This window comes from Streptomyces mobaraensis NBRC 13819 = DSM 40847, assembly GCF_017916255.1.
Lineage (GTDB): Bacteria > Actinomycetota > Actinomycetes > Streptomycetales > Streptomycetaceae > Streptomyces > Streptomyces mobaraensis.
The window spans coordinates 2,992,095-3,017,230 of the sequence record NZ_CP072827.1; the positions used below are offsets into that span (position 1 = coordinate 2,992,095).

Below are 25,136 nucleotides of genomic sequence, written 5' to 3' on the forward strand. Positions count from 1 at the left end.
TCTCCCCCAGGATGTGACCAACGTCCCGGGGGAGATTCGTTTCCCCTGGTCAGCTATGTTGAAGTCACCACCCCCGGGCCCTAAGTCCCGCCGGTTTCATGACGTTTTGCACTGGGGACCAGGGAAGCCGCGCGCGAAGCTGAGGTAGGAATTCGGGGACCGACAGCAACCGGGAGTACGTCAGTGAGCGCCATGTCCCTTGCCCTGCTGCTGGCCGCCGCCACTGCCACCGCCGCGGGCACCGCCGCCCTGTGGACGACCCGCGGGCTGCGCCGGCAGATCCACGCACTCCGCGCCGACCTGGCCGAGGCCGGCGCCCGGCACCCGGCGGCCACGACGGACCCGGCGACCGCGGCCGTCCCGGCCGCCCGGACGGCCCCCGCCGAGGAGCCCGGCGTCGTCCTCTCCGACATACGGGCCGCCGTCGCCGACGCGCTCGCGGAGGAGCGCGAGCGCGAGCTCGCCGAGGCCCGGGCGTTCTGGGCCGCGCAGGAGGCCCTCGACCTGAGCGGCGCCGCCGACGCGCCGTCCCTGCTGTCGGGCCTGCCGGGCGCCGTGGACGACGTGTCCGCCCCCGAGTCGCCGTACGGCGACCTCCCGCAGGGCCCGTTCCCGTACCTGCCCCGGCAGGCCGACGCCGCCGCGGCGGACGAGGCCGAGTCCCCGGAACTGGCCGCGGCCCGCCGCCGGCACCCGTCGCACCCCGACTTCTCGCCCGCCGACCACTCTCCCGCCGGCGCCCCGGTCGGCGACCACGAGCGCACGGTCGAGCGGCTCTCCGAACTGGCCGAGGCCGGCGTGCCGCTGGCGGACGTCCGGCCCGGCCCGCTCGGCACCCTCGACGTCTACGTCTTCGCCGACGGCACCACCGTCTGCATGACGCCCGGCCACCGGGAGACCGCGGAGAGCCTGGCGCACGCGCTGCGCACCGGCGAGGCGCCGGTGCTGCTCGGCGGCTCCGGTGTGGCGGGCGCCTACGCCCTCACCTTCGGCTGCGCGACGGGCAACGTCTACGTGCTCGCGGACCGCGTCATCGCGTCCCTCTGACCCCAAGGCCCCCACGGCCCCCGCGGCTCCCGCCGGGCCCGCGGTCTCACTGCAGGCCGCACCGCCGCGCCGCCCCCGCCACCAGTTCCACCGCCTCCGCGACCGCGCCCTCCGGCGCGCCGCAGGCGGCCAGCGCCTCGGCCAAGTCATGGCCCGCGACGGCGACTTGGTCCGCCACGGCGAACATCCCGGCGTCCGGCATCTCACGCGGCGCGGTCTCCCCGGGCTCCTCCATCCGCTGGGCCCGGGCCGCCAGCTCGCGGGCGAGGGCCAGCGCCTCGGCGGCGGCCCCCCGGCTCAGCCGGGACTGGGGCAGGGCGCGCAGGCGGTCGGCGAAGGTGTCCACGGCGGTCAGCAGAGGCGTCACATCATCCACGCCCCGAGACTATGCGGCGGCCACCGACTGTTGCCAATGGCTGAACAGTCGGGCACGGTGACATGAAGGACCATCATCCGAAGCGTCCGGAGGCGCCGATGTCCTACGTCATCTCCGACGAAACCCACCGGAACCTGCTCTCCCGAATCCCCCACTGCACCGGCCGAGAAGTCGCCGACTGGCTGCGCACGGTCGACGAAGGCCCATCCCTGTCCCGGTTCGAGGAGAAGGTGAGCTGGCTGCGCGGAGAGCACGGCCTCGCCTACGGCCACGCCAAGGCGATCGTGCACGAGTACGACCTCCGACGGGCCGCGCGCAGGCTCCTGTAGCCCGGTAGCCGCGAGCGGCCGGTCCGCAACGCACCCGCACGGACGATCCCGTACACACGGGCAGGGCCCGGGAAGCCGCCGTCAGACGGACTTCCCGGGCCCTGCTTCGTCTCGCGTCCCTCCGGGGGACTAGTCGTCGCTCATCACCAGGGCGATGACCCGCAGCAGCTCGGTGTAGATCCACACCAGCGACAGCGTCAGACCGAACGCGGCCAGCCACGACTCCTCGCGCGGGGCGCCGTACTGGACGCCGTCCTCGACCTGCTTGAAGTCGAGCGCCAGGAACGCGGCACCGATCAGCACACCGATGACGCCGACGAGGATGCCCACCGGGCCGGTGCGGAAGCCGAGGCCGTTGCCGCCGCCGAAGGCGGCGAACAGCATGTTGACGACGCCCAGCAGCAGGAAGCCGATCGCGGCACCGGCCACGAAGCGGTAGAACCTGTTGTTCACGTTGATGATCCGGGCCCGGTACGCGAAGAGCACACCGGCGAAGACCGCCACCGTGCCCAGCACCGCCTGCATCGGGGCGCCCTTGGCGACCTCGTTGTACGCCTGGCTGATCACACCGAGGAACAGGCCCTCGAACGCCGCGTAGGCGAGGATCAGCGCCGGGGACGGCTTGGCCTTGAACGACTGGACGAGGCCCAGCACCATCGCGATCACCGCGGCACCGAAGCCGAGGCCGACCGGCAGCTTGAGCGCCCACGCCGCGCCGGCCGCGACGATCACCAGGCCCAGCGTGATGGCGGTGCGGCTGACGACGTCGTCCATCGTCATGGCGCCCGGGCGGGCCGGGGCCTGCGGCATCCCCTGCTGGAGATCGGGGGCGCCCTGCGCGTACGGGTTGGTGGGCTGGCCGTACGGGTTGCCCGCGTACGGGTCGGCCGGCTGCGCGTAGGGGTTGTTCGCGTAGGGGTTTCCCTGCGTCGCGGACCCGGACGGCGGTGCCGCGTTGAAGTTCGCGTAGCCGCCTCCGGGAGTGAACCCCCGTCGCGAGAAGACCGGGTTCCTGCTCCTCATTTCACTCCTCCATGGCCACCCTGCGCGGCCTTGCCGTCAAGGGTAATAGGTAGGCAAAGGAATGGCTCTCGTGCTGTGGGACGATCTTTTGCCGTACACCTCTCCTACCAGAGAACGCGATACGCAAACGACGGGTTCCACGCGGACGGCCGAAAGCCGGGCGGCCCGTCCGAAGACGGCCCGCCCGGCTCGCTCACACCCGCGCGTACGCCGTGTCAGGCAGCGGCCGCGTTCACCCGGACGGCCATGTTCCCGGACGGGTGCCGGTTCTCGTACATCAGCTGGTGCGCCCGGCCGGTGTCGGCGAAATCACCGGTCCAGGACAGGCACGGGTCGAGTTTTCCGCTCGCGGCGAGTTCGATGACCTGGCGGCACTGCCGGATGTTCGCGAAGTGGGAGCCCTGCAGCCGCTTCTGCCGCATCCAGAGGAATCGCAGGTCGAGGTCGCCGTTGTAACCGCTGGTGCCCCCGCAGATGACGACCATTCCGGCGGTGTCGCACAAATACATCGAGGTGGGAATGGTGTTCTGCCCGCTGTGTTCCAGAACGATCCGGGGCGCCCGGCGTTCGCCCAGGATCTCCCAGAACCGGTTGCCGAAGGCGCGGGCGCCCTTCATCCACTTCGCCATGGCGGCGCCGTCCGAGGTGTCGGGGAGCCGGCCCCAGTGGTCGAAGTCGTTGCGGTTGATGAAGCCCTCCGCGCCGAGCTCCAGGCAGTGCTTGCCGCGCTCGTCGTCCGAGACCACGGCCACGGGGATGCCGCCGCGGATCCGGGTGATCTGGATCGCCATCGAGCCGAGGCCGCCGGCGCCGCCCCAGATCAGCACCGGGTCGCCGGGCTCCACCGTGTGCGGGGGCCAGCCGCAGAGCTGGCGGTAGGCGGTGGCGCCGGTCAGCAGGAAGCAGGCCGCCTCCTCCCACGAGAGGTTCTTCGGCTTGGGGTGGCACTGGAAGTCCTTGACCAGGGCGTACTGGGCGAAGGTGCCGTAGTTGGTCTCGTAGCCCCACGCCTTCTGGGTGACCGACGTCATCGGATCGGCGCCCAGCCGGATGTCCTCGGCGGTCTCGTCCCAGGTGCAGCCGGAGAGGGTGACCTCGTCACCGACCCGCACCGAGGTGACGCCGTCGCCCACGGCCCAGACGATGCCGGACCCCTCGGAGCCGCCGATGTGGAAGTCCTCGGGCTCGCCCTTCTTCCGCCGGCCGGCCACCACGTCGTACGGGTAGCCGAGGGAGGCCCACACGTTGTTGTAGTTGATGCCCGCGGCCATGACGTAGACGAGCACCTGCCCGCGGCCGACCGCCGGCACGTCCACGACCTCCATGGCGAAGCCCTGGGACGGCGGCCCGTAGCGCTCCGGGCGGATGACCGACGCGTGCATCCGCGCCGGAACCTCGCCCAGGGGCGGCATCTCGCCGATGTCGTACAGGTCCTTGGTCAACTCTTCCTCCACGTCGGGTGACTGGCGTCACATGCGTCAAGCGGTACTGGGGGTGCCGGTGCTTCAGACGGGAATCTCCGCCGCCAGCTCCCGGGCCAGGGACGCGGTGGTGGTGCCGCGGGCCAGGCGGGCCACGGGGAGGGCGACGCCCAGCTCCCGTTCGAGCCGTTTGCGCAGCTCCGTGGCCATGAGCGAGTCCATGCCGAGCCGGTTGAACGGCTTGTTCACGTCGAGGCGGCCCACGCGCATGCCCAGGACCTCCGCGACGTGCTCGGCCACCCGGTCGGCGACCGGGCGGTCGGCGGCGGGGGCCTCGGCGGGTGCGGCGGCCGGGGCCTCGGGGGTGACGGGCGCGGGCGCGGGAACGGGCGCGGCGGGAGCCACGCGCGCCTCCACCGCCACGGGCAGGGGCTCGGCGGCCCGTACGGGTGCCGGGGCCGCCTCCCCGCGCGGCGCCGGGGCCGCGATGCGCAGGCTGCCGCGCAGTTCGATCACGAACCCGCTCGCCGGGTCCGTCAGCCGCAGTTCACCGGTCAGTTCGACGCCCTGGTCCGCCGTGTTCGCCGCGGCCCGCCGCCCGCCCGTCCCGTCCGCCCGCGCGTGCTCGGTCACCACGGTCCCGTCCTCGCTCACTTCGCTCACGTGCTCCGGTTTCTCGGTGTCGTCCGTCGGGCGTTCGCCGACGGGCATGCCCTTCGCCTCGGCGACGGCCCGGCCCTCGGCGTCGAAGAGGACGGTGTCCAGGGCGAGCGCCCCGCCGGCGCCCTCGGTGATCCGGCAGACCGTCCACAGCTCCTCGGTCGCCTCGCCCGTCACCGCGAACCCGGTGAGGTGCGGGGAGAGCAGCGACGGATCGGGCAGCAGGGCCAGGGCGGGCTGGTAGGCCGAGCGGACGAGTTCGGGGTGGACGGGGTGTCCGGGCCGGGGTTCCGTCCCGGCGGGCCGGCGCAGCCGGGCGACGGCCTCGCCCCGCCCGAGCCAGACCTCCTCCAGGACGGGCCGCAGAGCACCCGCCGCCGGGACGCGCCGCCGGAAGGCGTCGCCGTCCAGGTGCTCCGGGCAGCGGGCGAGGACGGCGGCGGGCGGCTCGTGCCCGGCGCTCCCCCGGCCGCTCCCCCGGCCCGCGGAGGCGGTGCCCCGGGCGCGCCCGGTCCACTCCCGCGCGCCCTCGGTCCGGCTCTCGACGGCGAACGCCCACTCCCCGTCCGCCGCCCCCGGCGTGACGGTGACGCGCAGCACGGGCGCCGTCCCGGGCGGGACGAGCAGGGCCTCGCCGATGTCGGCGGCGGTGAGCCGGACGTCGCCGGTGCCGGCGGCCCGGGCCACGACGGCCCGCGCGGCCTCGACGCACTCGGGGCCGTGGACGACGGCGGAGTCCTGATCAGGGGCGGGCGGCGGCAGGAACGGCGTCCCCGGCTCGTCCAGCCGGAACTCGTACGTCCGGGGCAGCGCCTCCAGGTCCTCCACCCAGTGGCTCTCCCGCTGCCAGGGGTAGGCGGGCAGCGGGACGCAGCGACCGCCGCCGTACAGGGCGGTCCAGTCGACGGGCGCCCCCGCCTCGTACACCCGGCCGAGGTGGGCGAGGAGCGTCTCGCGCTCGGGCTGGTCGCGCAGCAGGGAGCCGACGGCGGTGCCGGGGAGGCCGGCGTCGGCCAGGGTCTCCTGGACGGCCTTGGAGAGCACGGGGTGCGGGCTGATCTCGACGAAGACGGTCTCGCCCGCCTCGGCGGTGGCGAGTACGGCCTCGTGGAAGTGGACGCGGCCACGGATGTTGCGGGTCCAGTACGCGGCGTCGAGGCCGGAGCCGTCGACGAGTTCGCCGGTGACGGTGGAGCGGATCGGGACCGTCCCGGCGCGGGGAGCGAGGTCGCGGAGCTCGTGGGCGAGTTCGTCGAGCAGCGGGTCCATCTGCGAGCAGTGCGACGCGGCCTCGGCCTTCATGACGCGGCAGAAGACGTCGCGGGCGTCCAGCTCCGCCTTGATCTTCTCGATGCCCTCGACCTCGCCCGCGAGAACGGTGGTGCGGGGGCCGTTGCTGGCCGCGACCGCGACGTCGACGGCAAGGTCGGCGATGAGCCGGTCGGCCTCGTCGGCGGTCAGGGCGGCCACCGACATCGTCCCCCGCCCGGCGACGCGGTCGCGGATGAGCCGGGCGCGGCGGCAGACGACGGCGGCGGCGTCGGCGTGGCTCAGCGCTCCGGCGACGCAGGCGGCGGCGGACTCGCCCATGCTGTGGCCGAGGACGACGTCCGGTTCGACGCCCCAGGCCCGCCAGGTCTCGGCGAGCGACACCTGCACCGCCCACAGCACGGGGTGGACCACGGCGACGGTCTCGTGCACGAGGTCGGTGCCGTCGGTGAGCCGGTCGATGACGGACCAGCCGGTCTCGGCGCGGACGGCCTCGTCGCAGCGGATCAGGGAGGCGCTGAACGCCGGGGAGGCGTCCATGAGTTCGCGGGCCATGCCGATCCACTGGGAGCCGTGGCCGGAGAAGACGAAGGCGACGCGCGGGCGGCCCGCGTAGCCGGCGTCGGAGGCGTCCTCGGCGGCCTCGCGCAGCCGGGCGGCCAGCGCCTCGGGCGCGTCGCCGACGACGGCCGCCCGGCAGTCGTGGTGGGCACGGCGGACGGCGGCGGTGTGGCAGAGGTCGTCGAGGGGGGCGGACCGGCCGTCGGTCTCCAGATGACCGGCCAGGTCCAGCAGGCGCTGCCGCAGGGCCTCGGGGGAGGCGGCGGAGACGGGCAGCAGGTGCGCGGCGCCGCGCTCGGCGCCGGCGGGTCGCTCGGCGGGCGCGGCGCCCGGTCCGGCCTCGGTGAGGACGACGTGGACGTTGGTGCCGGAGACGCCGAACCCGCTCACCCCGGCGGTCAGCGGCCGGCCTTCGGCGGTGAGCGGCACGGCGCCGGCGCGCGGGAGGTCCATGCCGACGGCGTCCCAGTCGACGGCGGGGGTGCGCTCGGTGACGTGGAGGGTGCGGGGGACGGTGCGGTGCTGGAGGGCGAGGACGGTCTTGATCAGGCCGAGGACGCCGGCGGCGGCGCCGGTGTGCCCGATGTTGCTCTTGACCGAGCCGACGAGCAGCGGCGCCCGGCCCGCGCGGGTGTCCCCCAGGACGGCGGCGATGGCGCCGAGTTCGACGGGGTCGCCGGCGCGGGTGCCGGTGCCGTGGGCCTCGATGTAGTCGACGTCGGCGAGCCGGATCCCGGCGTGCTCGTAGGCGAGTTCCAGCATCTGCCGCTGGCCGCTCAGCGCCGGGTTGATCATCGTGTCGCTGCCGGCGCCGTCGTTGTTGACGCTCCAGCCGCGGATGACGGCCCGTACCGGGTCGCCGTCGGCGAGCGCGCGGGCCAGCGGCTTGAGGATCACCGCGCCGACGCCCTCGCTGAACACGAAGCCGTCGGCGGCGGCGTCGCCGAAGCGGCAGTTGTCCGAGAAGACGTTCGCGTCGACGAAGCCGTGGTTCTCGGTGTTGGTGAGCAGGAGCTGGGAGCCGCCGGCGATGGCCACGGTGGACTCGCCGGTCGCCAGGCTCTGGCAGGCGAGGGCGAGGGCGGTCAGCGAGGACGAGCAGGCGGTGTCCACGGAGAGGCCGGGGCCGGTGACGTCCAGGGCGAAGGAGACGCGGCCGGTGGTGGTGGAGCGGGAGCCGGCGCCGAGCGAGGCGTGGATGTCCGGGTGGCCGACGGACTGCTGGAGCTCCCAGTAGTGGACGTTGGTGGTGCCGACCCAGACGCCGGTGCGGGTGCCGGCCAGGGCGGAGGTGTCCTGCCCGGCGTCCTCCAGCGCCTCCCAGACGGCCTCCATGAACAGCCGCTGCTGCGGGTCCATGCCCGCGGCCTCGCGCGGGGAGATCCCGAAGAACCCGGCGTCGAAGCGGTCCACGTCGTCCAGCAGCCCGGAGCGGACGCGCGCGCCCGGGATCTCGTACGGCCGCCCGAAGCGGGTCGACGGCACGTCACGCACCGTGCAGGTCTCGTCCGTCAGCAAGCGCCAGAACGCGTCGGGGCCGTCGGCGCCGGGCACCCGGCAGCCGATGCCCACGACGGCTATGGGAGCGGGCCGCGTCCCGTCGTATTCGCCCATGGTGTACGTGACTTCCTCGATTTCGGCTCGATTCCGGGGCCCGCGCGGCCGGTGCCGGCGCGGGTTCGGACTCCGGCTCTCGGATACGTCACGACTTTCGAGGGTGGAACGGGGCGGTTCAACGGGCCGGTCCGGAAACTGCCGGGCGGTTCGCGGGATGGCGTGAATTCCCCGCCGGTCCCCGGCCCGCGGTGGCAGCTTCCTGCCTCCGGTTCACGCGGATGTCACGTCCGCGGACTTATGCGCGCAACAAACCGGCGCCGGCCGCGTAGAGGCCCGCCTGGAATCGGGAACGGGCGCCGAGCAGCCGCATGATGTCGGCGACGCGGCGGCGGTAGGTGCGGACGGAGATGTCGAGTTCACGGGCGGCCACCTCGTCCGTGTACCCCTCGCCGAGCATGCGCAGGATGCGGGCGCCGGAGTCGCGGCGCAGGCACTCCTGGAGCCGCTGGTAGCGGGTCAGGGGGGCGGCCCGGTACCAGGCCGTCATCAGGATGTCGTACAGCGCGCGGACCACGCTGGGGGCCCGGACGAGCGACGCCTCGGCGCCGAACACGGTGGCCTCACCGGCCCTGACCAGCGCCACCCGCTGGTCGATGACGGCCGCCGCGTGCCGTACGCCGGCGGCCAGCCGGATCTCCACGCCGTCCAGCAGCGTCGTCAGCCCGGCCAGCCGGGCGTCGGCGGCCAGTTCCGGCGGGGCGAGGACCCGTACCCGGGCGTCGTCCGGGTGCCGGCCGGCCAGCGCCCTGAGCGCGTCGGTCACCAGCCGCAGGGCGTCGCCGGCGGGCGGGACGAGGAGGGTCACCGACGTCTCCGCCCGGCGCACCAGGTCGATGAGCGCGTCGACGGCGACGGCGCGGTCGCCGATGACCGCGAGGCTCGATTCCTCCAGCGCCCGGATCTGTGTGCTCTGCATCACGGATTCGATGAGCGGGCGCATTTGTAAAAGGACTTGGTCGACGTCTCCGGGCGGTATGTCGCCACCCGCCCGCGAACCGCCTGCGGCGTCCCGCTCGCACGGGTCCGGGAGTATGTGATCCGGGACCATGTAAAGGGAATTGGGAATACGCATGCACGCCCCATTGAGTTTCTTTGCGGTCCGTCCGGATGGCGGGCCGCCGAGGTGACCGCCGGTAAGGGCCGGAAGGGCCCCGGAAAGGACCGGGAGGCGGCCGGGAACGGGCCGGTGGGGAAGGGGAATTCACGGGCCGCCGCCTCGCCGGACGTCCGGACCGCCCGCCTCACTCACCCCTCCCGCCTCAGCGATCACGACGCTACCGATCGGTAACGCTACAGTCCGTAGCTTTTCTGCGTCAACGCGCCGTAGCTCGCCGACAGTTGCCATTCGGCCAGGCGGCCGACGCCACACCCGTCGCAGGCAGATCTTTGCGGGCCCTGCAAACTTGCGGGCCGCGCATGTTTTCTGGGACGGTGAGGACATGAGCACCAGGGCCGCGAGAACGACGGCACAGCGGGAGGGCGCCGGGCCGACGCCGGCGGAGCACACGGCGGAACCCCCCGCGGAGCCCCGGAACACCGGGCTCCGGGAGCGGAAGAAGCAGGCCACGCGGACGGCGCTCGGCCTCGCGGCGCTACGGCTCGCCGCCGAGCGCGGCTGGGCGGCCGTCCGGGTGGAGGACATCGCGGCCGAGGCCGGCGTCTCGGCCCGGACGTTCAACAACTACTTCTCCAGCAAGGAGGAGGCCGTCATGGCCTCCGGCACCGAACGGGCCGAACGGGTCCGCGCGGCGCTGGCCGCCCGCCCGCCCGAGGAACCGCTGTGGGACGCCCTCACCCACGCCTTCGCCACCGCGCTGGAGCACTCCGCCGTCGACCCGAGCACCCTCCTGCGCGCCCGGCTGGCCCTGACCCACGCGCAACTAGCGGCGGAACAAGTGCGGTTCGAGGCCGGGATGGCCGCCACCCTGGCCGCCGAGATCGCCCGCAGGACCGGCACCGACCCCGAGCGCGACCTCTACCCGCTGCTCGCCGCCACGGTCGCGCTCACCACGACCCGGCTCACCTTCGAGCACTGGGTGCGCACCGGATCCCGCACGCCCGTCGCCGAGGCGGTGCGCCGGGAACTGCGGCGCGTGCGCGTCGATCCCTGACCGGCCACCCCGCCGGTACGCCCCCGCCATGCCCCGACACTCCCGGGCGCGCGGCCTCGATGAGGGGCGCGGGGCGTCCGGAGCGCGCTGGGGGCGTACCGATCGGGCCGGTCGATCGGGCCGGTCGATCAGGCCGGTCGCACGGGGCGGGCGGTGCGGGGCGGACGGACGCACGGCACGCCCGCGAGCAGCACCACGGCGCTCGGCCTCCATGGCACATGCGGCACACGCAGTACACACAGCACGCCCACGGCACACAGCACCCACGGCACACGCAGCACACACAGCACCCAGCACGGCGCCAGGAGCACGTCACCCGCCCCGAGGGGAACTCCCATGTCCCGTACGCCCACCGACACGACCGGTACCGCCGGCACCCGCGCCGACGAGCCCCCGGGCGCCGCCCCCGATCCGGCCGCCGCCACCGCCGAGGCGGCGGCGGGATGGCGGAAGGTCCCGGTCCTGATCGTCGGCCTCACCGCCCTGCTCGCCGCCATGCTGACGGCCTTCGCCCTGCCGGCGATCAACTCCGGCCCGCACAAGGTGCCGATCGCGGTCGCCGGACCCGGCCCGGCGGCCGACCGGGTCGCCGACCGGCTGGCGGAGGCCCGGCCCGGCGCGTTCCGCGTCACGAAGGTGCCGGACGCGGCCGCCGCCCGGCACCGCGTCGACGACCGGAAGGCGTACGGCGCGGTGGTCCTCGGCACGGCGCCCGGCGACAAGCCCGAGGTCCTGGTCGCCACCACGGCGGGCCCGTCCGTCGCCGCCACCCTGCGCGCCCTCGCGCCGTCCCTCGACCCGGCCGCGCCCCGGCCCTCCGTGGCCGTGCACGACCTGCACCCGCCGACGAAGGACGACCCCAACGCGGCCGGACTCGCCGCCGGCGCCCTGCCGTTGGTGCTCGGCGGCTACCTGGCGACCGTCGCCATCGTGATGCTGCTCCGCCGCCCGGCCCAGCGGGCCGCGGCCTCCCTCGGCTTCTCGGTCCTCGCCGGCTTCGCCCTCAGCGCCGTGCTCCAGTACGGGTTCGGGGTCACGGACGGCGACTACGTGCTGATCGCCCTGGCCGTCACCTTCAACACCGCGGCCACCTCCGTCACCATCATGGGCCTCCACTCGCTGCTCGGCGGGCCCGGCCTCGGCCTCGGCGCGGCCATGATGATCTTCCTCGGCAACCCGCTGTCCGGGCTGGCCTCCGGGCCGGAGTGGCTGCCCTCCGGCTGGGGGACGTTCGGGCAGTTCCTGCCGCCCGGCGCCGGCGGCACGCTGCTGCGGTCGACCGCGTTCTTCGACGGGGCGGGGTGCGGGCGGGCCCTGCTCGTGCTGTCGTGCTGGCTGGTCGGGGGGCTCGTACTCTTCGCCGTGGGCTCGCGGCGGGCGACAGCGGTGCGGGTACAGGCTTCCTGAGCCCCGGTCCCACCCCTTCGCCGATTCCTGGGGCTGCGCCCCAGACCCCCTTTTCGCGGCTCCGCCGCTCGTCCTCAAACGCCGGACGGGCTGGATATCCCGCCCGGGCGCACACTTCAGCCCGTCCGGCGTTTGGGGACTGGGGGTGCCCCCTCTGGGGGAGGGACCGGGCTCACCCCTCCACGAACGCCACCACCCGAGCCGGCGCCGCACTCGTCCCCGTCAGCTTCAACGGGAAGAACCCGACCATGAACCCACTCGACGGCAGCGCGCCGAGGTTCACCAACTGCTGGACGATGAAAGCCTCCTTCTCCTGGATCGCGTAGTGCCCGTCCCAGATGTGCCGCGCGTCCCCCGTCTCCTCGAAAGCCCGCCGCATCGCCGGAATCGGCCGGTCCCACCCGATGGCGTCCGTCCCCAGGACGGTGGCCCCCAGCCCGGTGAGGTACCGCGTCCCCGCCCCCGACATGCCCGGATAGGCGAAGTACTCGGGGTCGCCCAGCCGGTACCGCTCCTGCCCGGTCCGGACGAGCACCGCGTCGCCCGGCTCGACGTCCCGCCCGGTGGCCGCGATCGCCTGCTTCAGCGCCTCGACCGGAATGGCCTCCCCTGGTTTCGCCCAAGGCCGTACGTCGAGGACCATGCCCGGCCGGTACAACTCCTCCAGGGAGATGTCGCTCAGCGTCCGGGCCGGCCGGCCCTCGCACAGCCGTCCGCTGTGCAGCGGGGCGTCCACGTGCGTCCCGCAGTGGGTGCTGATCTCGTGCATGACCTCCCCGGCCGGGCCCTCGCGCCCGGGCAGGTCGTCCGGGTCACACCCGAAGGAGGCGACCATGAAGTCCCGTCCCCACTCGTCGTGCGTGTGGTAGTCCATGCGCGGGGCGACGACCAGCGCCAGGTCCGGCATGCTCTCCGGGACGAGGTCGAGGTCACGGGGGTCGATGGGGGAGGTGAGGTCGACGATGCGGCTCATATCGCGGTACCAGCTCTCGGGTTGTCGGCTTCCGGGGGCCGGCCGATCAGCCCCCGCAGTTCGGTCTTGAGCACCTTTCCGTAGCTGTTCTTGGGCAGCGCGGCCACGAACAGGAAGCGGCGGGGCCGCTTGTAGCGGGCCATGCGGCCGAGGCAGTGCGCCTCCAGGGCGGCTTCGAGTCCCGCGGTCCCGCCGCCGTCGGCCCGCACCACGAAGGCGACGGGCAGCTCCCCCCACTCGGGGTCCGGCGCGCCGACCACCGCGGCCTCGGCCACCGCGGGATGGCGCAGCAGGACCTCCTCCACTTCCCGGGGGTAGATGTTGGACCCCCCGGAGATGACCAGGTCCTTGGCCCGGTCGACGAGGGTGAGGAAGCCGTCGGCGTCCAGCCGGCCCAGGTCGCCGGTGTGCAGCCAACCGCCGCGCAGGGTACGGGCGGTGGCCTCCGGCGCGTTCCAGTAGCCGGACATCACGGTGGCCCCGCGGACCAGCACCTCGCCGGTCGTCCCGGTGGGCACCTCCCGTCCGTCCGGATCCGCCACCCGCACCTCGACACCGGTCCGCGCCCGGCCGACGCCGGCCAGCCGGCGGCCCAGCGCCTCGGGGTCGTCCCCGGCGTGGTCCTCGGGACGCAGGTGGGTGATGGTGCCGGGCGACTCGCCCTGCCCGTAGCCCTGCCAGAGCCGCCCGGCGCCGAAGCGGGCGACGACGCGCTCCAGGTCCTCCCGGTACATCGGTGCGCCGCCGTACAGGATGCGGTGCACGCGCGGGACGAGCCCGTCGGGCAGCAGGGCGGGGTCGAGCAGGCGGCGCAGGATCGTCGGCACCGCGAAGAACGCCACCGGGCCGAACGCGCGCAGCGCCTCTTCCAGGGTGTCCGCCGTGACCGCGCCGCCGCGCGGGAAGACCTGGGCCCGGGCGCGCGCCACGTGGGCGAGGCCGAAGAGGCCGCCGGCGTGCGACATGGGGGCGATGTGCAGCATCGACGCCTCGACGCCGTCCCCGATGTCGGCGAGCGCGCTGTCGGTGGCGGCGCGCAGGTTGCGGTGGGTGAGGGTGGCGCCCTTGGGCCGGCCGGTGGTGCCGCTGGTATAGAAGAGCCACGCCGGCGCGTCGTCCGCCACGCCGGCGGGCGGCCCCGGCCGCCCGGCGGTCCCGCAGAGCTCGTCGACGTCCACCAGAACGGCCGGACCGAGCCCCTGCCCGCCCAGCGGACCGGTCAGTTCGCCGGTGGCGACGCAGACCCGCGCGCCGCAGTCCTCCACCAGCTGCGCGAACTCCCGTGGGTGCAGCCGGGCGTTCATCGGCACCGCCACCAGCCCGGCCCACCAGACGCCGAACAGCACCTCCGGGTAGAACGGGGTGTTCCGCATGGCCAGCGCCACCCGGTCGCCGGGCCGCAGCCCGTACGCGCGCAGCAGCGCCCCGCCGATCGCGGCGGCCCGCTCGGCGAGCCCCCGGTAGTCCCGGAGCACGTCCGCCCCTTCGCACACGGCGGGCGCGTCCGGCGCCTCGGCGGCGGCCCGGTGCAGCAGGTACGCGACGTTTGTCCGGCCGGCCGCCGCGTACGTCCCGGCACGCGGCACGGCCCCGAGGCCCGCCGCCGGCGCCCGCCCCATCGCCGTCCCGCCTTCCGCGGCCGTCCGGGCGGCGGTCGCCGGTCCGGTGACCGTCATCGGCCCGAGGCCGGGCGCCCCTCCGGTGCCCGCCGGCCTCGCGCCCGCACCCTCCCCCGCGCTCACGGCCGCCTCCCCGGTGCCTCCAGGACGACCACCGCCGCCGCGGCCTCCTCGAAGCCCAGGAAGCCGCCGCCGTTCTCGGCGAGGCCGACGCGGGCGCCGGGGACCTGGCGGTCGCCGGCCTCGCCGCGGAGCTGGGTGACGAGTTCGTGGATCTGACCGACGCCGGTGGCGCCGACGGGATGGCCGTTGCTCTCCAGGCCGCCGGAGGTGTTGACGGGCAGCCGGCCGCCGAGGGCGGTCTCGCCGCGTTCGGCGGCGTGCGCGCCCTCCCCGTCCGGGACCAGGCCCAGCGCCTCCACCTGGAGCACCTCGCCGATCGCGGTGGCGTCGTGGACCTCCGCCAGCGAGACGTCCGACGGGCCGAGGCCGGCCCGTTCGTAGGCGGCGGCCGAGGCGAGGCGGGTGATCCGGCGGGCCTCCTCGTCGAGCGTCCGGCCGGTGCCGGAGGCGACGACGCTCGCCCGGATCCGTACCGCCCGGCCGGCGCCGAGCCGGCGGGCCGCGGCGGGCGAGCAGACCAGGGCCGCCGCGGCGCCGTCCCCGATGGGCGCGCACATCGGCTGGGTCAGCGGCGGCACGATGGTCCGCGCCGCCAGCACCTCGTCGACGGTGAGCGCCTCGCGGCGGGCGGCGCGCGGGTTGAGCGCGCCGTGCCGCCGGTTCTTGGCGGTGACGGCGGCGAGCCGCCGGGGGGTGAGGCCGGGGTGGCGGCGGCGGTAGTCGGCGGCGAGCGCGGCGTAGACGTCCATGAACACCGAGCGCCGGCCCGGCGGGGCCGCCTCCGCTCCCGCCGCCTCCCGCAGGGCCTTGAGCCCCTCCTCCCAGCGGGCGACGTCGAGCCCGCCGTGGAAGGCGGCGGCCAGCCGCGGTTCGTCGGCGCCGTACATCTTCTCGGCGCCGACGGCGAGGGCGACGTCGGCCTCCCCGGCCCGGACCGCGGTGGCCGCCAGGTGGACGGCGGCGGTCCCGGAGGCGCAGGCGTTCTCGACGTTGAACACCGGGACGCCCTCGATGCCCTTGACTCCCGCGGCGCGCAGCGCCACCTGGCCGCGCACCAGGTGCTGCCCCTCCAGGGCGCCCTGGGTGGCGTTGGCGAAGAACACCGCGTCCACGGCGGCGGCTTCCACCCCGGCGTCAGCCAGGCACAGGGCGAGCGCCTCGCCCGCGAGCGCGCCGACGGTCAGGCCGGGGAACCGGCCGTACGCCGTGCGGCCGACGCCGAGCACGTACGCGTCACTCATGACCGGCCCGGCTCCCCGTTCCGCGCGGCGGGCACCCGGACGGTGTTGCGGAGCACGCCGATGCCCTCGACCTCCAACTCGACCACGTCGCCGTCCTTCAGGTGCCGCCCGAGGTCGAACCCGGTGCCGGAGGGCACGGTTCCGGAGCCGATGACCTCTCCGGCGTGCACCGCGCGGTCCCGGCTGAGGTGCACCACGGCGTCCTCGAAGCTGTGCTCCATCCCGTCGGTGGTGCCGCGCGACCACTCCTCGCCGTTGACCCGGGCGGTCATGGTCAGGGAGTACGGGTCGGGGAGCTCGTCGCGGGTCACGACGCAGGGGCCGAGGGTGTTGGAGCCGGCGAAGTCCTTGCCCTCGCACGGACCGACCCCGGCGCGCATGAGGACGGCCTGGAGGTCGCGGGCGCTCCAGTCGTTGAAGACGGTGTAGCCGAAGACGTGAGCGGGGGCGTCGGCGGGCTTCACGTCCCGGCCGGTCCGGCCCACCACGGCCGCGAACTCCAGTTCGAAGTCGAGCTCGCGCGATCCGGTGGGCGCGGTGATCTCGTCCTCCGGCCCGCTCACCGCCAGGTGGTCCGCCGTGTAGTACATGACCCGCTCCCGGAACAGCGGGCTCAGGTCGAACTTCCCACTGGCCATCAGCCGCTCGAACTCCGCGGCCGGGTCCTCCGCCGCCGCGGCCTGCCGCCGGGCCAGCTCCCGCAGCCCGCTCTCCAGGTGGGCGATGAACAGCCCGCAGTCGCGCAGCCGCACCGGCCGGGGCAGCGGCGCCAGCAGCCGGAGGTCGGCGAGGGGGCGTACGGCCTCGCCGGGCCGCCGTTCGCACAGCTCCCGCACCCGGTCCAGACCGGCCTCGCCGGACTCGATCAGGGCCTGGAGCGAGCCGAGGCGCGGGTCGTCGGGCGCGGCGGCGGTGAGGTCGAGGACGGCGCCGTCCGGGGCGCCGCCGTCCAACAGGACGCCGGCGCGCGGCCGGTCCGGCGGGGGCCCGCCGGCGGGGTGTTTGCCTACGAACGTGATCAGGCGCATGACGGCTCCGATCGTGCGGTCGGTGGTCCCGGGCGGACGGATGGGCACACGGGGAGGCCCGGGGTGGCGTGAATCGACCGGCGTACAGCCGGCGAGGAGCGGTACGAGGGGCGTGCGACGACGTGCGGCTCGGAACGTGTCCCGCCACTTCTGCGGTGCGAGCCGCCGTACACCAGGGCATTCAAGGTCCCCGGCTCCGCTCACCCGCGAATACTGGACGGTGGTCCAATCGTTGAACGCCCGGCACAGACCGTCAAGTGGTGTGCGGGGATTGGTTTTCCGGACACGGGACGGAAAGCGGAGGGATACATACCTCTTCGGCCGCCCCCACCCCCGTGGAACAATCACCGCATGACTGCCGGCCGTCGTGAGGAATCCGCCCGGGAGAGCCGCCGGCGGCTGCTGGAGGCCGCCACCGAACTGGTCGCCGAGGGCGGCCCGCGGGCCGCCTCCGTACAGGCCGTCGCCGACCGCGCGGGCATCAGCCGCGGCTCGGTCGCCTGGCACTTCGGCTCCAAGGAGGGCCTGATCGTCGCGGTGATCGGGCAGGCGTTCCAGCGCGCCGAGGAGGAGTACCGCCGGGTGCTCCCGGAGTCCGGGCCGCTCACCTTCGACGCCCTGCTCGACGCCCACCTCGCGGTGGTGGACGCGCCCTGCGGCCGGGTGTTCGCGACGGTCCTGCCGGAGGTCATGGGCGGGCCGGGCCCGCTGCGCGACGCCTATGTACGGGGGTACGAGGGGACCCGCCGCGTCTGGGTCGGCTACCTGGAGCGGATCACCGCCGGCACCCCGGGGCTGCCGGACGCCAAGAGCCTGGCCTCGCTGGTCTTCGGCAGCGGCGTGGGGGTGAACACCCTGCACGGCCTCGACGGCCTGGTGGACCGGGCGGAGGCGTTCGCCGCCCTCAGGACCCTCTTCGAGCTGGCGGGCGGCCCGGCCCCGGACGCCTGAGGCACCCGGAACACACGGGCCCCACGGCCGACGACCCCGGTCGCACGGGCGGACGCCGACCGTATGACCGGGGTCCGCCCGTCGCCGGGCACACGCGCCCGCCCACAGGCGAACGGTGAACGTGCGGATGTGCCCGGAGCCGGACTCGAACCGGCACGGCCCGAAGGGCCAGCGAGGTTTAAGCTCGCCGTGTCTGCATTCCACCATCCGGGCGGGCCCTCGGGCCACGCGTGCACGGACGCGCGCGCGGGTTCCCTCGAGGAGAACAGGATGAGCCTATCCGGGTGGCGCCCCCCAAACAGCGGAACACTGACCAGAGGTTGTCTTATTTTATGGGCAACTGAGGAGCTGTCAGTGCAGCAATGACGCCATAGGCACATGCCAGCGGCCGATCCATCCCGTTCACCACCCCACCCGGGCACTCTCCCGGAATTGTCGCAATCTCGACTCCCCGCTCACCCCTCCGTAGCCGTTCCCTCACCGTCCGGCCGCTCCGGCGCCGGCGGAGGCACCCCCAGGGCACCCCCGAGGCATCGCCCGGACACCGGCGGACCCGGCGTCGGCGCCCTCATACCGGAGGATGACCCGGCCCCCCGCCCGTACCTCTGGAGACGGTCCCGCGAACGGGAGCCTGGTCTGATCCGGGCCGGGCAGGCGGACAGGACCATGGAATCACGTCCCGTTCCGCGTCCCGACAGGAGTGTCCCCCGTGACCACCAGCCCCTACGGCGCCCCGACCGCCGTCCGCACCGCCGAGGTGGCGGCCCGTGCCACGGATCTCACCAAGGTCTACGGCCAGGGCGAGACCCAGGTGGTCGCCCTGGACGCCGTGTCCGTGGACTTCCGCAGGGCGGAGTTCACCGCGATCATGGGACCGTCGGGGTCGGGCAAGTCGACGCTGATGCACTGCATGGCCGGGCTGGACACGGTCTCCGGCGGCTCCGCCCGGATCGGGGACACCGAGCTGACCGCGCTCAACGACAAGAAGCTGACTCAGCTCCGCCGGGACAAGATCGGCTTCATCTTCCAGGCGTTCAACCTGCTGCCCACGCTCAACGCCCTGGAGAACATCACGCTGCCGATGGACATCGCCGGCCGCAAGCCCGACAAGAAGTGGCTCGACACCGTCGTGGACACCGTCGGTCTCTCCGGCCGGCTCAAGCACCGCCCGAACCAGCTCTCCGGCGGCCAGCAGCAGCGCGTCGCCGTCGCCCGCGCCCTCGCCGGCCGCCCCGAGATCATGTTCGCCGACGAGCCCACCGGCAACCTCGACTCCCGCTCCGGCGCCGAGGTCCTGGGCTTCCTGCGCAACTCGGTGCGCGAACTGGGCCAGACCGTCGTCATGGTCACCCACGACCCGGTCGCCGCCTCCTACGCCAACCGCGTCGTCTTCCTCGCCGACGGCCGCATCGTCGACGAGATGTACGAGCCGACCGCCGACGCCGTCCTGGACCGCATGAAGGCGTTCGACGCCAAGGGCCGGACCAGCTGACCGTCCGGCCGCCGGAGACCGACAGGCCGCCCGGCAGCCGAAACCGGACGTCAGCCGACCAGACCACCCGACCCCCAGGACCACCTGTGTTTCGTACCGCACTGCGCAACGTCCTCGCGCACAAAGCCCGATTGCTGATGACCGTCCTCGCCGTGATGCTCGGCGTGGCCTTCGTCTCCGGCACCCTCGTCTTCACCGAGACCTTCTCCAGCGCCCTCCAGAGCAGCAGCCAGAAGGGCTTCGCCGACGTCGACGTCGCCGTCCAGCCGCACAAGGACGACGACGACCAGGGCAAGCCCGGCGACGCCCCGCTGCTGACCCAGCGCCTGCTGGACAAGGCGGCCAAGGTCCCCGGCGCCGCCTCGGCCACCGGCAGCGTCGACGGTCAGGCCTACCTCGCCGACAAGGACGGCGAGCTGGTCGGCTCGGGCTTCACCCGGGCCGGCTCCAACTACTTCCCGGGCAAGGACGGCAAGGACGCCCGCTATCCGCTGAAGTCCGGCCGGGCGCCGCAGCGCGCCGGCGAGATCGCCGTGGACGCCAAGACCGCCGAGCGCGCGGGCTTCAAGGTCGGCGACACCGTCCGGATGTCCGTCCGGGGCCCGGTCCTCCCCCAGAAGATCACCGGCATCTTCACCACCGACAAGGGCCAGGTGACGGCAGGTGGCACGCTCACCCTCTTCGACACCGCCACCGCCCAGAAGCTCTTCACCAAGCCCGGCCGGTTCAACGAGATCGACGTCAAGGCCGCCCCCGGCACGTCCCAGGACAAGCTGAAGGCCGAGCTCGACAAGATCCTGCCGCGTGACGCCAAGGCCACTACCGGCAAGAAGCTCGCCGACGACGAGGCCGAGATGATCGCCCAGGGCATGGACGGGGTGAAGACCGGTCTGCTGGCCTTCGCCGGAATAGCCCTGTTCGTCGGCATCTTCATCATCGCCAACACCTTCACCATGCTGGTCGCCCAGCGCACCAAGGAACTGGCCCTGCTCCGCGCGGTCGGCGCCAGCCGCCGCCAGGTGACCCGCTCGGTGCTCGTCGAGGCGTTCGTCGTCGGCGCGGTCGCGGCCGTCGCCGGTCTGCTCGCCGGCATCGGCATCGGCGCCGGCATGAAGGCCCTGATGCCCTCCGACGCCATGCCGGACGGCCCGCTCGTCATCCCGCCGTCGGCGATCATCTCCTCGCTGGCCGTCGGCGTCCTGGTCACCATGCTCGCCGCCTGGCTCCCGGGCCGGCGCGCCGCCAAGATCCCCCCGGTGGCCGCCATGAACAGCGTCCACGCCGTGGCCACCACCAAGTCCCTGGTGGTCCGCAACACCATCGGCGCGCTCCTCACCGCCGCGGGCGCCGCGGTCGCCGTCGTGGCGAAGGACAAGTCCAGCCTGGGGATCGGCGCGGGCCTGCTGCTCATCGGCGTGTTCGTGCTGACGCCGCTGCTCTCCCGGCCGCTGATCGCCGCCGCCGGTCCGGTGCTGCGCCGCTTCGGGATGCCCGGCAAGCTCGCCGGCCAGAACGCGGTCCGCAACCCGCGCCGCACCGCCGCGACCGCCTCCGCGCTGATGATCGGCCTCACCCTGATCACCGGCCTCACGGTCATCGGGAACAGCGTGCAGAAGGCCATCGACAAGATGGCGGCCGACTCGCTGAAGGCCGACTACGTGGTCGTCATGGCCAACATGAACGACCTCTCCCCCGACATCGCCGAGAAGCTCGCCAAGCAGCCCGGCGTCACCGCCGTCAGCGCCCTGCGCCAGTCGCCCTCCCGCATCGACGGCGACGGCGAGTACCTGACCGGCGTGGACGCCGCGAGCATCGGCAGGCTCACCCAGGTCGACTTCACGACCGGCTCGTACGCGGCGCTGTCCCAGCGGCAGCGGGTGGTCGTGGACGACAGCACGGCCAAGAGCCACCACTGGAAGGCCGGCTCGTCCTTCGAGGTCACCTACGAGGACGGCAAGAAGGGCCGGCTGACGGTCGGCGGGATCTACAAGGGCAACGACATGCTCAAGGGGATCATGGTCGACAACCGGACCCTGACCCCGCACATGTCCGACCTCGTCGACCGCCAGGTCCTGGTCAAGACCGACACGGGAGCGAGCGCCGCGACCAAGAAGTCGCTGCGCAAGGCCCTCGGCGACAACCCGGCGATCCAGGTCCAGGACAAGGACGACATCTCGCGCGAGGTCGCGTCGATGATCGGCATGATGCTCAACGTCCTCTACGGCCTGCTCGCCATGGCGGTGATCGTCGCGGTGCTGGGCGTCGTCAACACCCTGGCCATGTCCGTCTTCGAGCGCCAGCAGGAGATCGGCATGCTGCGGGCCATCGGCCTGGACCGCACCGGCATCAAGCGGATGGTCCGCCTGGAGTCGCTGGTCATCTCGCTCTTCGGCGGGGTGCTGGGCATCGTCCTCGGCGTCTTCTTCGGCTGGGCCGCCGGCGAGCAGATCGCCACCAGCATGGCGACCTACGAGCTGACCCTGCCCTGGGGCCGGATAGCCCTGTTCCTGCTGCTGGCCGCGGTGGTCGGCGTGCTGGCGGCGCTCTGGCCGGCCCGCCGGGCGGCACGGCTGAACATGCTCTCCGCCATCAAGGCCGACTGACGGCCCCGATCCCGCGAGGGCCCGGCTCCACGATCGGAGCCGGGCCCTCCGGCCGTTTCAGGCCCGCCACTCCCGGGTGCGCAGCGGCAGTCCCGGATCACCGGATCCGGGGGTCCGTACGGCCAGCACCTGGTTGACGCCGATGCGGTTGTGCTCGAACGACAGCGCCGAGGCGGCCATGTAGAGCCGCCACACCCGGGCGCGGCCCGGCGAGGTCAGCCGCACGGCCTCGGTCCAGTGCTCCTCCAGGTTGGCCACCCAGCGCCGAAGCGTCAGCGCGTAGTGCTCGCGCAGCGCCTCCACGTCCCGGACCTCGAACCCGGCCTCCTCCAGCTGCGCGACCGTCCGTCCGACGGGCGCGAGCTCGCCGTCCGGGAAGACGTAGCGGTCGATGAACTCGTCGACCCGGTACGCCTCCTCGTCCCGCAGCGGGCGCCGGGCGATCTGGTGGTTGAGCAGCCGGCCGCCGGGGCGGAGGAGGGCGTAGAGGTCGGCGGCGTACTCGGCGTAGCGGTCGCGGCCGACGTGCTCGGCCATGCCGATGGAGGAGATCGCGTCGAAGGGCCCGTCGGAGATCTCGCGGTAGTCCTGGACGCGGATCTCCACCCGGTCCGTCAGCCCGGCCTCGGCGATCCGCTTGCGGGCGTAGCCGGCCTGCTCCTCGGAGAGGGTGATGCCGACCGCGCTCACCCCGTACTCGCGGGCGGCGTGCAGCACCATCGAGCCCCAGCCGCAGCCGACGTCCAGCAGCCGCGTGCCGGGGGCCAGGCCGAGCTTGCGGCAGACGAGGTCGAGCTTGGCGCGCTGGGCGTCCTCCAGGGTGCCCTCGGGCTCCCAGTAGGCGCAGGAGTAGACCATCGAGGGGCCGAGGACGAGCTCGTAGAAGGCGTTGCCGACGTCGTAGTGGTGGCTGATGGCCTGCTTGTCGCGGCGGAGGCTGTGCAGTCGCCCGGACGTCCCGCGGGCCTCCTCCGGGGGCGGCGCGGGCGGTGTCCAGGGCCCGGCGAGCCTCAGCAGCTCACGGCCCGCGGCCCGGGTGCCGGGGTCCCGGAGGGCGTCCAGGGCCGCCCGGAGGCCGGAGCGGCGGACGGGCTCCTCACCGCGCTCCCAGATCGACTCGGCGAGCAGGTCGAGGGCCGCGTAGAGATCTCCCTCGACGTCGAGGTCCCCGGCCACCCAGGCGCGGGCCAGACCGAGCTCGCCCGGCTTCCAGAGCAGGCGGCGGAGGGCGCGGCGGTTGCGGACCACGAGCACCGGCCCACCGGGCGGACCCGCCTCGCTGCGGTCCCAGGCGCGGAGGCGGATGGGGAGCGGCGCCCCCAGTACCCGTTCCGCGAGGTCGGCGAGCCGTCGGGCGGCCTGGGCCATGTCGCACACCTCCATGATGCGGTGTCAGGAGATTGATTCATCTGACACCTAAACACCGGCGAGCCGTGCTGTAGTCCTTCCCTTCGGGAGTGCGTCATCTTCCCGCCGGGGAAGGAAAATCGCCATGTCGGCCGAGCACCGGGCGCTCACGGGGGCGCGGCGGGGGCGCGGGTCGGCTCAGGAGTGGCGGGCGCGCGGGGGCACGCCGAAGGGCGCCCACCCCACGGATTTGGTGGACGCCCTTGAGCGGATGCCGTGCGTGCGCCGCGCGGCGGCGGACTCAGCCGGCCTTGGCCTTCTGGTTCGGAACCGCGTCGGCCGGCTGCGGAGCGGGCTTGGCGGCCTCGTAGAACTCCTCGCGGGGGTTCTCCATGGCGCCGAGCGAGACGACCTCGCGCTTGAGGAACATGCCCAGCGTCCAGTCGGCGAAGATGCGGATCTTCCGGTTCCAGGTCGGCATGGCCAGACCGTGGTAGCCGCGGTGCATGTACCAGGCGAGACGGCCCTTGAGCTTGATCTTCATCTTGCCCATGACGATCATCGCGACGCCCTTGTGCAGGCCGAGACCGGCGACCGCACCCTTGTTGGCGTGGCTGTACTCCTTCTGCGGGAAGCCCCGCATGCCGGAGACCACGTTGTCGCCGAGGACCTTGGCCTGGCGCAGCGCGTGCTGGGCGTTCGGCGGGCACCAGGCGTTCTCGTTGCCCGCCTTGCGGCCGACGAGGTCCGGGACCTGGGCGTTGTCGCCCGCGGCCCAGATGTAGTCGGTGCCGGTGACCTGGAGGGTCGCCTGGGTGTCCACGTGGCCGCGCGGGCCCAGCGGCAGGCCGAAGCGGGCCAGCGCCGGGTTGGGCTTGACGCCCGCGGTCCACACGATGGTGTTGGCGTCGACCTCGAGGCCGTTCTTGAGCACCACGTGGCCGTCGACGCAGGAGTCCATGGACGTCGAGAGGTGGATCTCCACCCCGCGGCTCTCCAGGTGCTCCTTGCCGTACTGGCCGAGCTTGGGGCCGACCTCGGGGAGGATCTTGTCGGCGGCGTCGACCAGGATGAAGCGCATGTCCTCGCGCTTCACGTTCCGGTAGTGCTTGGCCGCGTCGCGGGCCATGTCCTCGACCTCGCCGATCGTCTCGGCGCCGGCGAAGCCGCCGCCGACGAAGACGAAGGTGAGCGCCTTGCGGCGGATCTCCTCGTCGGTGGTCGAGTCGGCCTTGTCCAGCTGCTCCAGGACGTGGTTGCGCAGGCCGATGGACTCCTCGATGCCCTTCATGCCGATGCCGTTCTCGGCGAGGCCGGGGATCGGGAAGGTACGGGAGACCGCGCCCATCGCGATGACCAGGTAGTCGAAGGGCAGCTCGTACGCCTCGCCCACCAGCGGGGCGATCGTGGCGACCTTGCGGTCCTGGTCGATGGTGGTGACGCGGCCGGTGAGGACCTCCGCCTTGGGGAGCACACGTCGCAGCGGCACCACGACGTGACGCGGCGAGATGCTGCCGGCCGCTGCTTCGGGGAGGAAGGGCTGGTACGTCATGTACGAGCGCGGGTCGACGACCGTGACGGTCGCCTCGCCGTACCGCATCTTCTTCAGGATGCGGCGCGCCGCATACAGGCCGACGTACCCACCGCCTACTACGAGGATCCGTGGACGCTCCGTGGTGCTCATGATTCGAGTATCCAGCACACCCCGAAGGGGTGCTCGTGCGCCCCTTCACAAGACGCGGGGTGCTATCTGCTACACTGCGCGGCCCACGTGACCGACGCCATACCCCTTCCGGGGAACCACCGGACCCCAAAACGCGTTGACCACCCCCGCTGAGCTGGCCTTGCGCCCCCGGACGCAACTGGACCACTCGGTTCCGCCGCCCTGCCTGAACGTTCCTTCCCGCCGGACGGAGAAGGCCCGTTCCCGCTCATCCG

General features: G+C 73.6%; 18 protein-coding genes and 1 tRNA gene. 7 read left to right on the top strand and 12 right to left on the bottom strand.

The window, feature by feature from the left end; translation table 11 throughout:
• The first annotated feature begins 183 nt into the window (after positions 1–183).
• Positions 184–1,047, top strand: a complete 864-nt coding sequence (locus J7W19_RS12540) for a hypothetical protein (RefSeq protein WP_040891708.1) — start codon at positions 184–186, stop codon at positions 1,045–1,047.
• Positions 1,048–1,093: 46 nt separating this feature from the next.
• Here the strand turns inward: J7W19_RS12540 and J7W19_RS12545 are convergent, their stop codons facing one another.
• Complete coding sequence (locus J7W19_RS12545; RefSeq protein ID WP_040891706.1) at positions 1,094–1,423, bottom strand: hypothetical protein; 330 nt, start codon at positions 1,421–1,423, stop codon at positions 1,094–1,096.
• Between the two features lie 98 nt (positions 1,424–1,521).
• Between J7W19_RS12545 and J7W19_RS12550 the strand changes: the two genes are divergently transcribed.
• Positions 1,522–1,752 (top strand): DUF4287 domain-containing protein, encoded by a 231-nt coding sequence (locus tag J7W19_RS12550; protein WP_004951205.1) that lies wholly within the window; start codon positions 1,522–1,524, stop codon positions 1,750–1,752.
• A 129-nt stretch (positions 1,753–1,881) separates the two neighbouring features.
• On the opposite strand, the gene J7W19_RS12555 is transcribed toward J7W19_RS12550, so the two are convergent.
• The 4 genes from J7W19_RS12555 to J7W19_RS12570 all read right to left on the bottom strand — a co-directional run bounded on the left by J7W19_RS12555 (position 1,882) and on the right by J7W19_RS12570 (position 9,219).
• On the bottom strand, positions 1,882–2,775 hold the full coding sequence (locus tag J7W19_RS12555) for a Bax inhibitor-1/YccA family protein (protein WP_004951203.1): 894 nt from the start codon (positions 2,773–2,775) through the stop codon (positions 1,882–1,884).
• 215 nt (positions 2,776–2,990) lie between these two features.
• On the bottom strand, positions 2,991–4,217 hold the full coding sequence (gene ccrA, locus J7W19_RS12560; protein WP_004951200.1) for a crotonyl-CoA carboxylase/reductase: 1,227 nt from the start codon (positions 4,215–4,217) through the stop codon (positions 2,991–2,993).
• Positions 4,218–4,280: 63 nt separating this feature from the next.
• Positions 4,281–8,300: a type I polyketide synthase gene (locus J7W19_RS12565; RefSeq protein ID WP_004951197.1), complete on the bottom strand. Its 4,020-nt coding sequence runs from the start codon at positions 8,298–8,300 to the stop codon at positions 4,281–4,283.
• Between the two features lie 238 nt (positions 8,301–8,538).
• Positions 8,539–9,219: a helix-turn-helix transcriptional regulator gene (locus J7W19_RS12570; protein WP_154080497.1), complete on the bottom strand. Its 681-nt coding sequence runs from the start codon at positions 9,217–9,219 to the stop codon at positions 8,539–8,541.
• A 523-nt stretch (positions 9,220–9,742) separates the two neighbouring features.
• On the opposite strand from J7W19_RS12570, the gene J7W19_RS12575 reads away from it, so the two are divergent.
• Complete coding sequence (locus tag J7W19_RS12575) at positions 9,743–10,414, top strand: TetR/AcrR family transcriptional regulator (protein ID WP_004951193.1); 672 nt, start codon at positions 9,743–9,745, stop codon at positions 10,412–10,414.
• A 336-nt stretch (positions 10,415–10,750) separates the two neighbouring features.
• A complete protein-coding gene (locus J7W19_RS12580) occupies positions 10,751–11,821 on the top strand; it encodes a hypothetical protein (protein ID WP_004951191.1) in 1,071 nt (356 codons plus the stop codon).
• A gap of 172 nt (positions 11,822–11,993) precedes the next feature.
• On the opposite strand, the gene J7W19_RS12585 is transcribed toward J7W19_RS12580, so the two are convergent.
• Genes J7W19_RS12585 through J7W19_RS12600 form a run of 4 tightly spaced genes read right to left on the bottom strand, consistent with a single transcriptional unit; the run spans position 11,994 to position 16,805 of the window.
• Complete coding sequence (locus tag J7W19_RS12585; protein ID WP_004951188.1) at positions 11,994–12,794, bottom strand: cyclase family protein; 801 nt, start codon at positions 12,792–12,794, stop codon at positions 11,994–11,996.
• The gene (locus J7W19_RS12590; protein ID WP_201768255.1) at positions 12,791–14,536 is read right to left on the bottom strand and encodes an AMP-binding protein; all 1,746 of its coding nucleotides are present in this window, start codon (positions 14,534–14,536) and stop codon (positions 12,791–12,793) included. Before J7W19_RS12590 ends, J7W19_RS12585 begins: the two co-directional genes overlap by 4 nt.
• On the bottom strand, positions 14,533–15,777 hold the full coding sequence (locus J7W19_RS12595; RefSeq protein ID WP_152265432.1) for a thiolase family protein: 1,245 nt from the start codon (positions 15,775–15,777) through the stop codon (positions 14,533–14,535). The genes J7W19_RS12590 and J7W19_RS12595 overlap by 4 nt, the downstream gene beginning before the upstream one ends.
• Positions 15,774–16,805, bottom strand: coding sequence for a fumarylacetoacetate hydrolase family protein (locus J7W19_RS12600; RefSeq protein ID WP_040891058.1), 1,032 nt, complete (start codon positions 16,803–16,805; stop codon positions 15,774–15,776). Before J7W19_RS12600 ends, J7W19_RS12595 begins: the two co-directional genes overlap by 4 nt.
• 351 nt (positions 16,806–17,156) lie before the next feature.
• Here J7W19_RS12600 and J7W19_RS12605 point away from each other — a divergent pair, with 351 nt between their 5' ends.
• Entirely contained in the window at positions 17,157–17,756 is a 600-nt protein-coding gene (locus tag J7W19_RS12605; RefSeq protein WP_004949012.1) for a TetR/AcrR family transcriptional regulator, read from the top strand.
• Positions 17,757–17,886: 130 nt separating this feature from the next.
• Here the strand turns inward: J7W19_RS12605 and J7W19_RS12610 are convergent.
• A tRNA-Leu gene (locus J7W19_RS12610) sits at positions 17,887–17,969 on the bottom strand.
• A gap of 496 nt (positions 17,970–18,465) precedes the next feature.
• Here J7W19_RS12610 and J7W19_RS12615 point away from each other — a divergent pair.
• A complete protein-coding gene (locus J7W19_RS12615) occupies positions 18,466–19,248 on the top strand; it encodes an ABC transporter ATP-binding protein (RefSeq protein WP_004949010.1) in 783 nt (260 codons plus the stop codon).
• Positions 19,249–19,334: 86 nt separating this feature from the next.
• Positions 19,335–21,851 carry an ABC transporter permease gene (locus J7W19_RS12620; protein WP_040891053.1) on the top strand — a complete coding sequence of 839 codons (2,517 nt, stop codon included), beginning with the start codon at positions 19,335–19,337 and terminating at the stop codon, positions 21,849–21,851.
• Between the two features lie 57 nt (positions 21,852–21,908).
• Here J7W19_RS12620 and J7W19_RS12625 read toward each other — a convergent pair whose 3' ends face one another.
• Positions 21,909–23,219: an SAM-dependent methyltransferase gene (locus J7W19_RS12625; protein WP_004949007.1), complete on the bottom strand. Its 1,311-nt coding sequence runs from the start codon at positions 23,217–23,219 to the stop codon at positions 21,909–21,911.
• Positions 23,220–23,499: 280 nt separating this feature from the next.
• Positions 23,500–24,882 (bottom strand): NAD(P)/FAD-dependent oxidoreductase, encoded by a 1,383-nt coding sequence (locus J7W19_RS12630; protein WP_004949006.1) that lies wholly within the window; start codon positions 24,880–24,882, stop codon positions 23,500–23,502.
• Positions 24,883–25,136 lie beyond the last annotated feature (254 nt).

Bases quoted from the DNA above. Each gene is read 5' to 3' on its own strand.
- J7W19_RS12580 (WP_004951191.1), top strand. From the start codon at position 10,751: ATGTCCCGTACGCCCACCGACACGACCGGTACCGCCGGCACCCGCGCC.
- J7W19_RS12630 (WP_004949006.1), bottom strand. From the start codon at position 24,882: ATGAGCACCACGGAGCGTCCACGGATCCTCGTAGTAGGCGGTGGGTAC.
- J7W19_RS12600 (WP_040891058.1), bottom strand. From the start codon at position 16,805: ATGCGCCTGATCACGTTCGTAGGCAAACACCCCGCCGGCGGGCCCCCG.
- J7W19_RS12555 (WP_004951203.1), bottom strand. From the start codon at position 2,775: ATGAGGAGCAGGAACCCGGTCTTCTCGCGACGGGGGTTCACTCCCGGA.
- J7W19_RS12570 (WP_154080497.1), bottom strand. From the start codon at position 9,219: ATGCAGAGCACACAGATCCGGGCGCTGGAGGAATCGAGCCTCGCGGTC.
- J7W19_RS12565 (WP_004951197.1), bottom strand. From the start codon at position 8,300: ATGGGCGAATACGACGGGACGCGGCCCGCTCCCATAGCCGTCGTGGGC.
- J7W19_RS12595 (WP_152265432.1), bottom strand. From the start codon at position 15,777: ATGAGTGACGCGTACGTGCTCGGCGTCGGCCGCACGGCGTACGGCCGG.
- J7W19_RS12575 (WP_004951193.1), top strand. From the start codon at position 9,743: ATGAGCACCAGGGCCGCGAGAACGACGGCACAGCGGGAGGGCGCCGGG.
- J7W19_RS12585 (WP_004951188.1), bottom strand. From the start codon at position 12,794: ATGAGCCGCATCGTCGACCTCACCTCCCCCATCGACCCCCGTGACCTC.
- J7W19_RS12550 (WP_004951205.1), top strand. From the start codon at position 1,522: ATGTCCTACGTCATCTCCGACGAAACCCACCGGAACCTGCTCTCCCGA.
- J7W19_RS12605 (WP_004949012.1), top strand. From the start codon at position 17,157: ATGACTGCCGGCCGTCGTGAGGAATCCGCCCGGGAGAGCCGCCGGCGG.
- J7W19_RS12625 (WP_004949007.1), bottom strand. From the start codon at position 23,219: ATGGCCCAGGCCGCCCGACGGCTCGCCGACCTCGCGGAACGGGTACTG.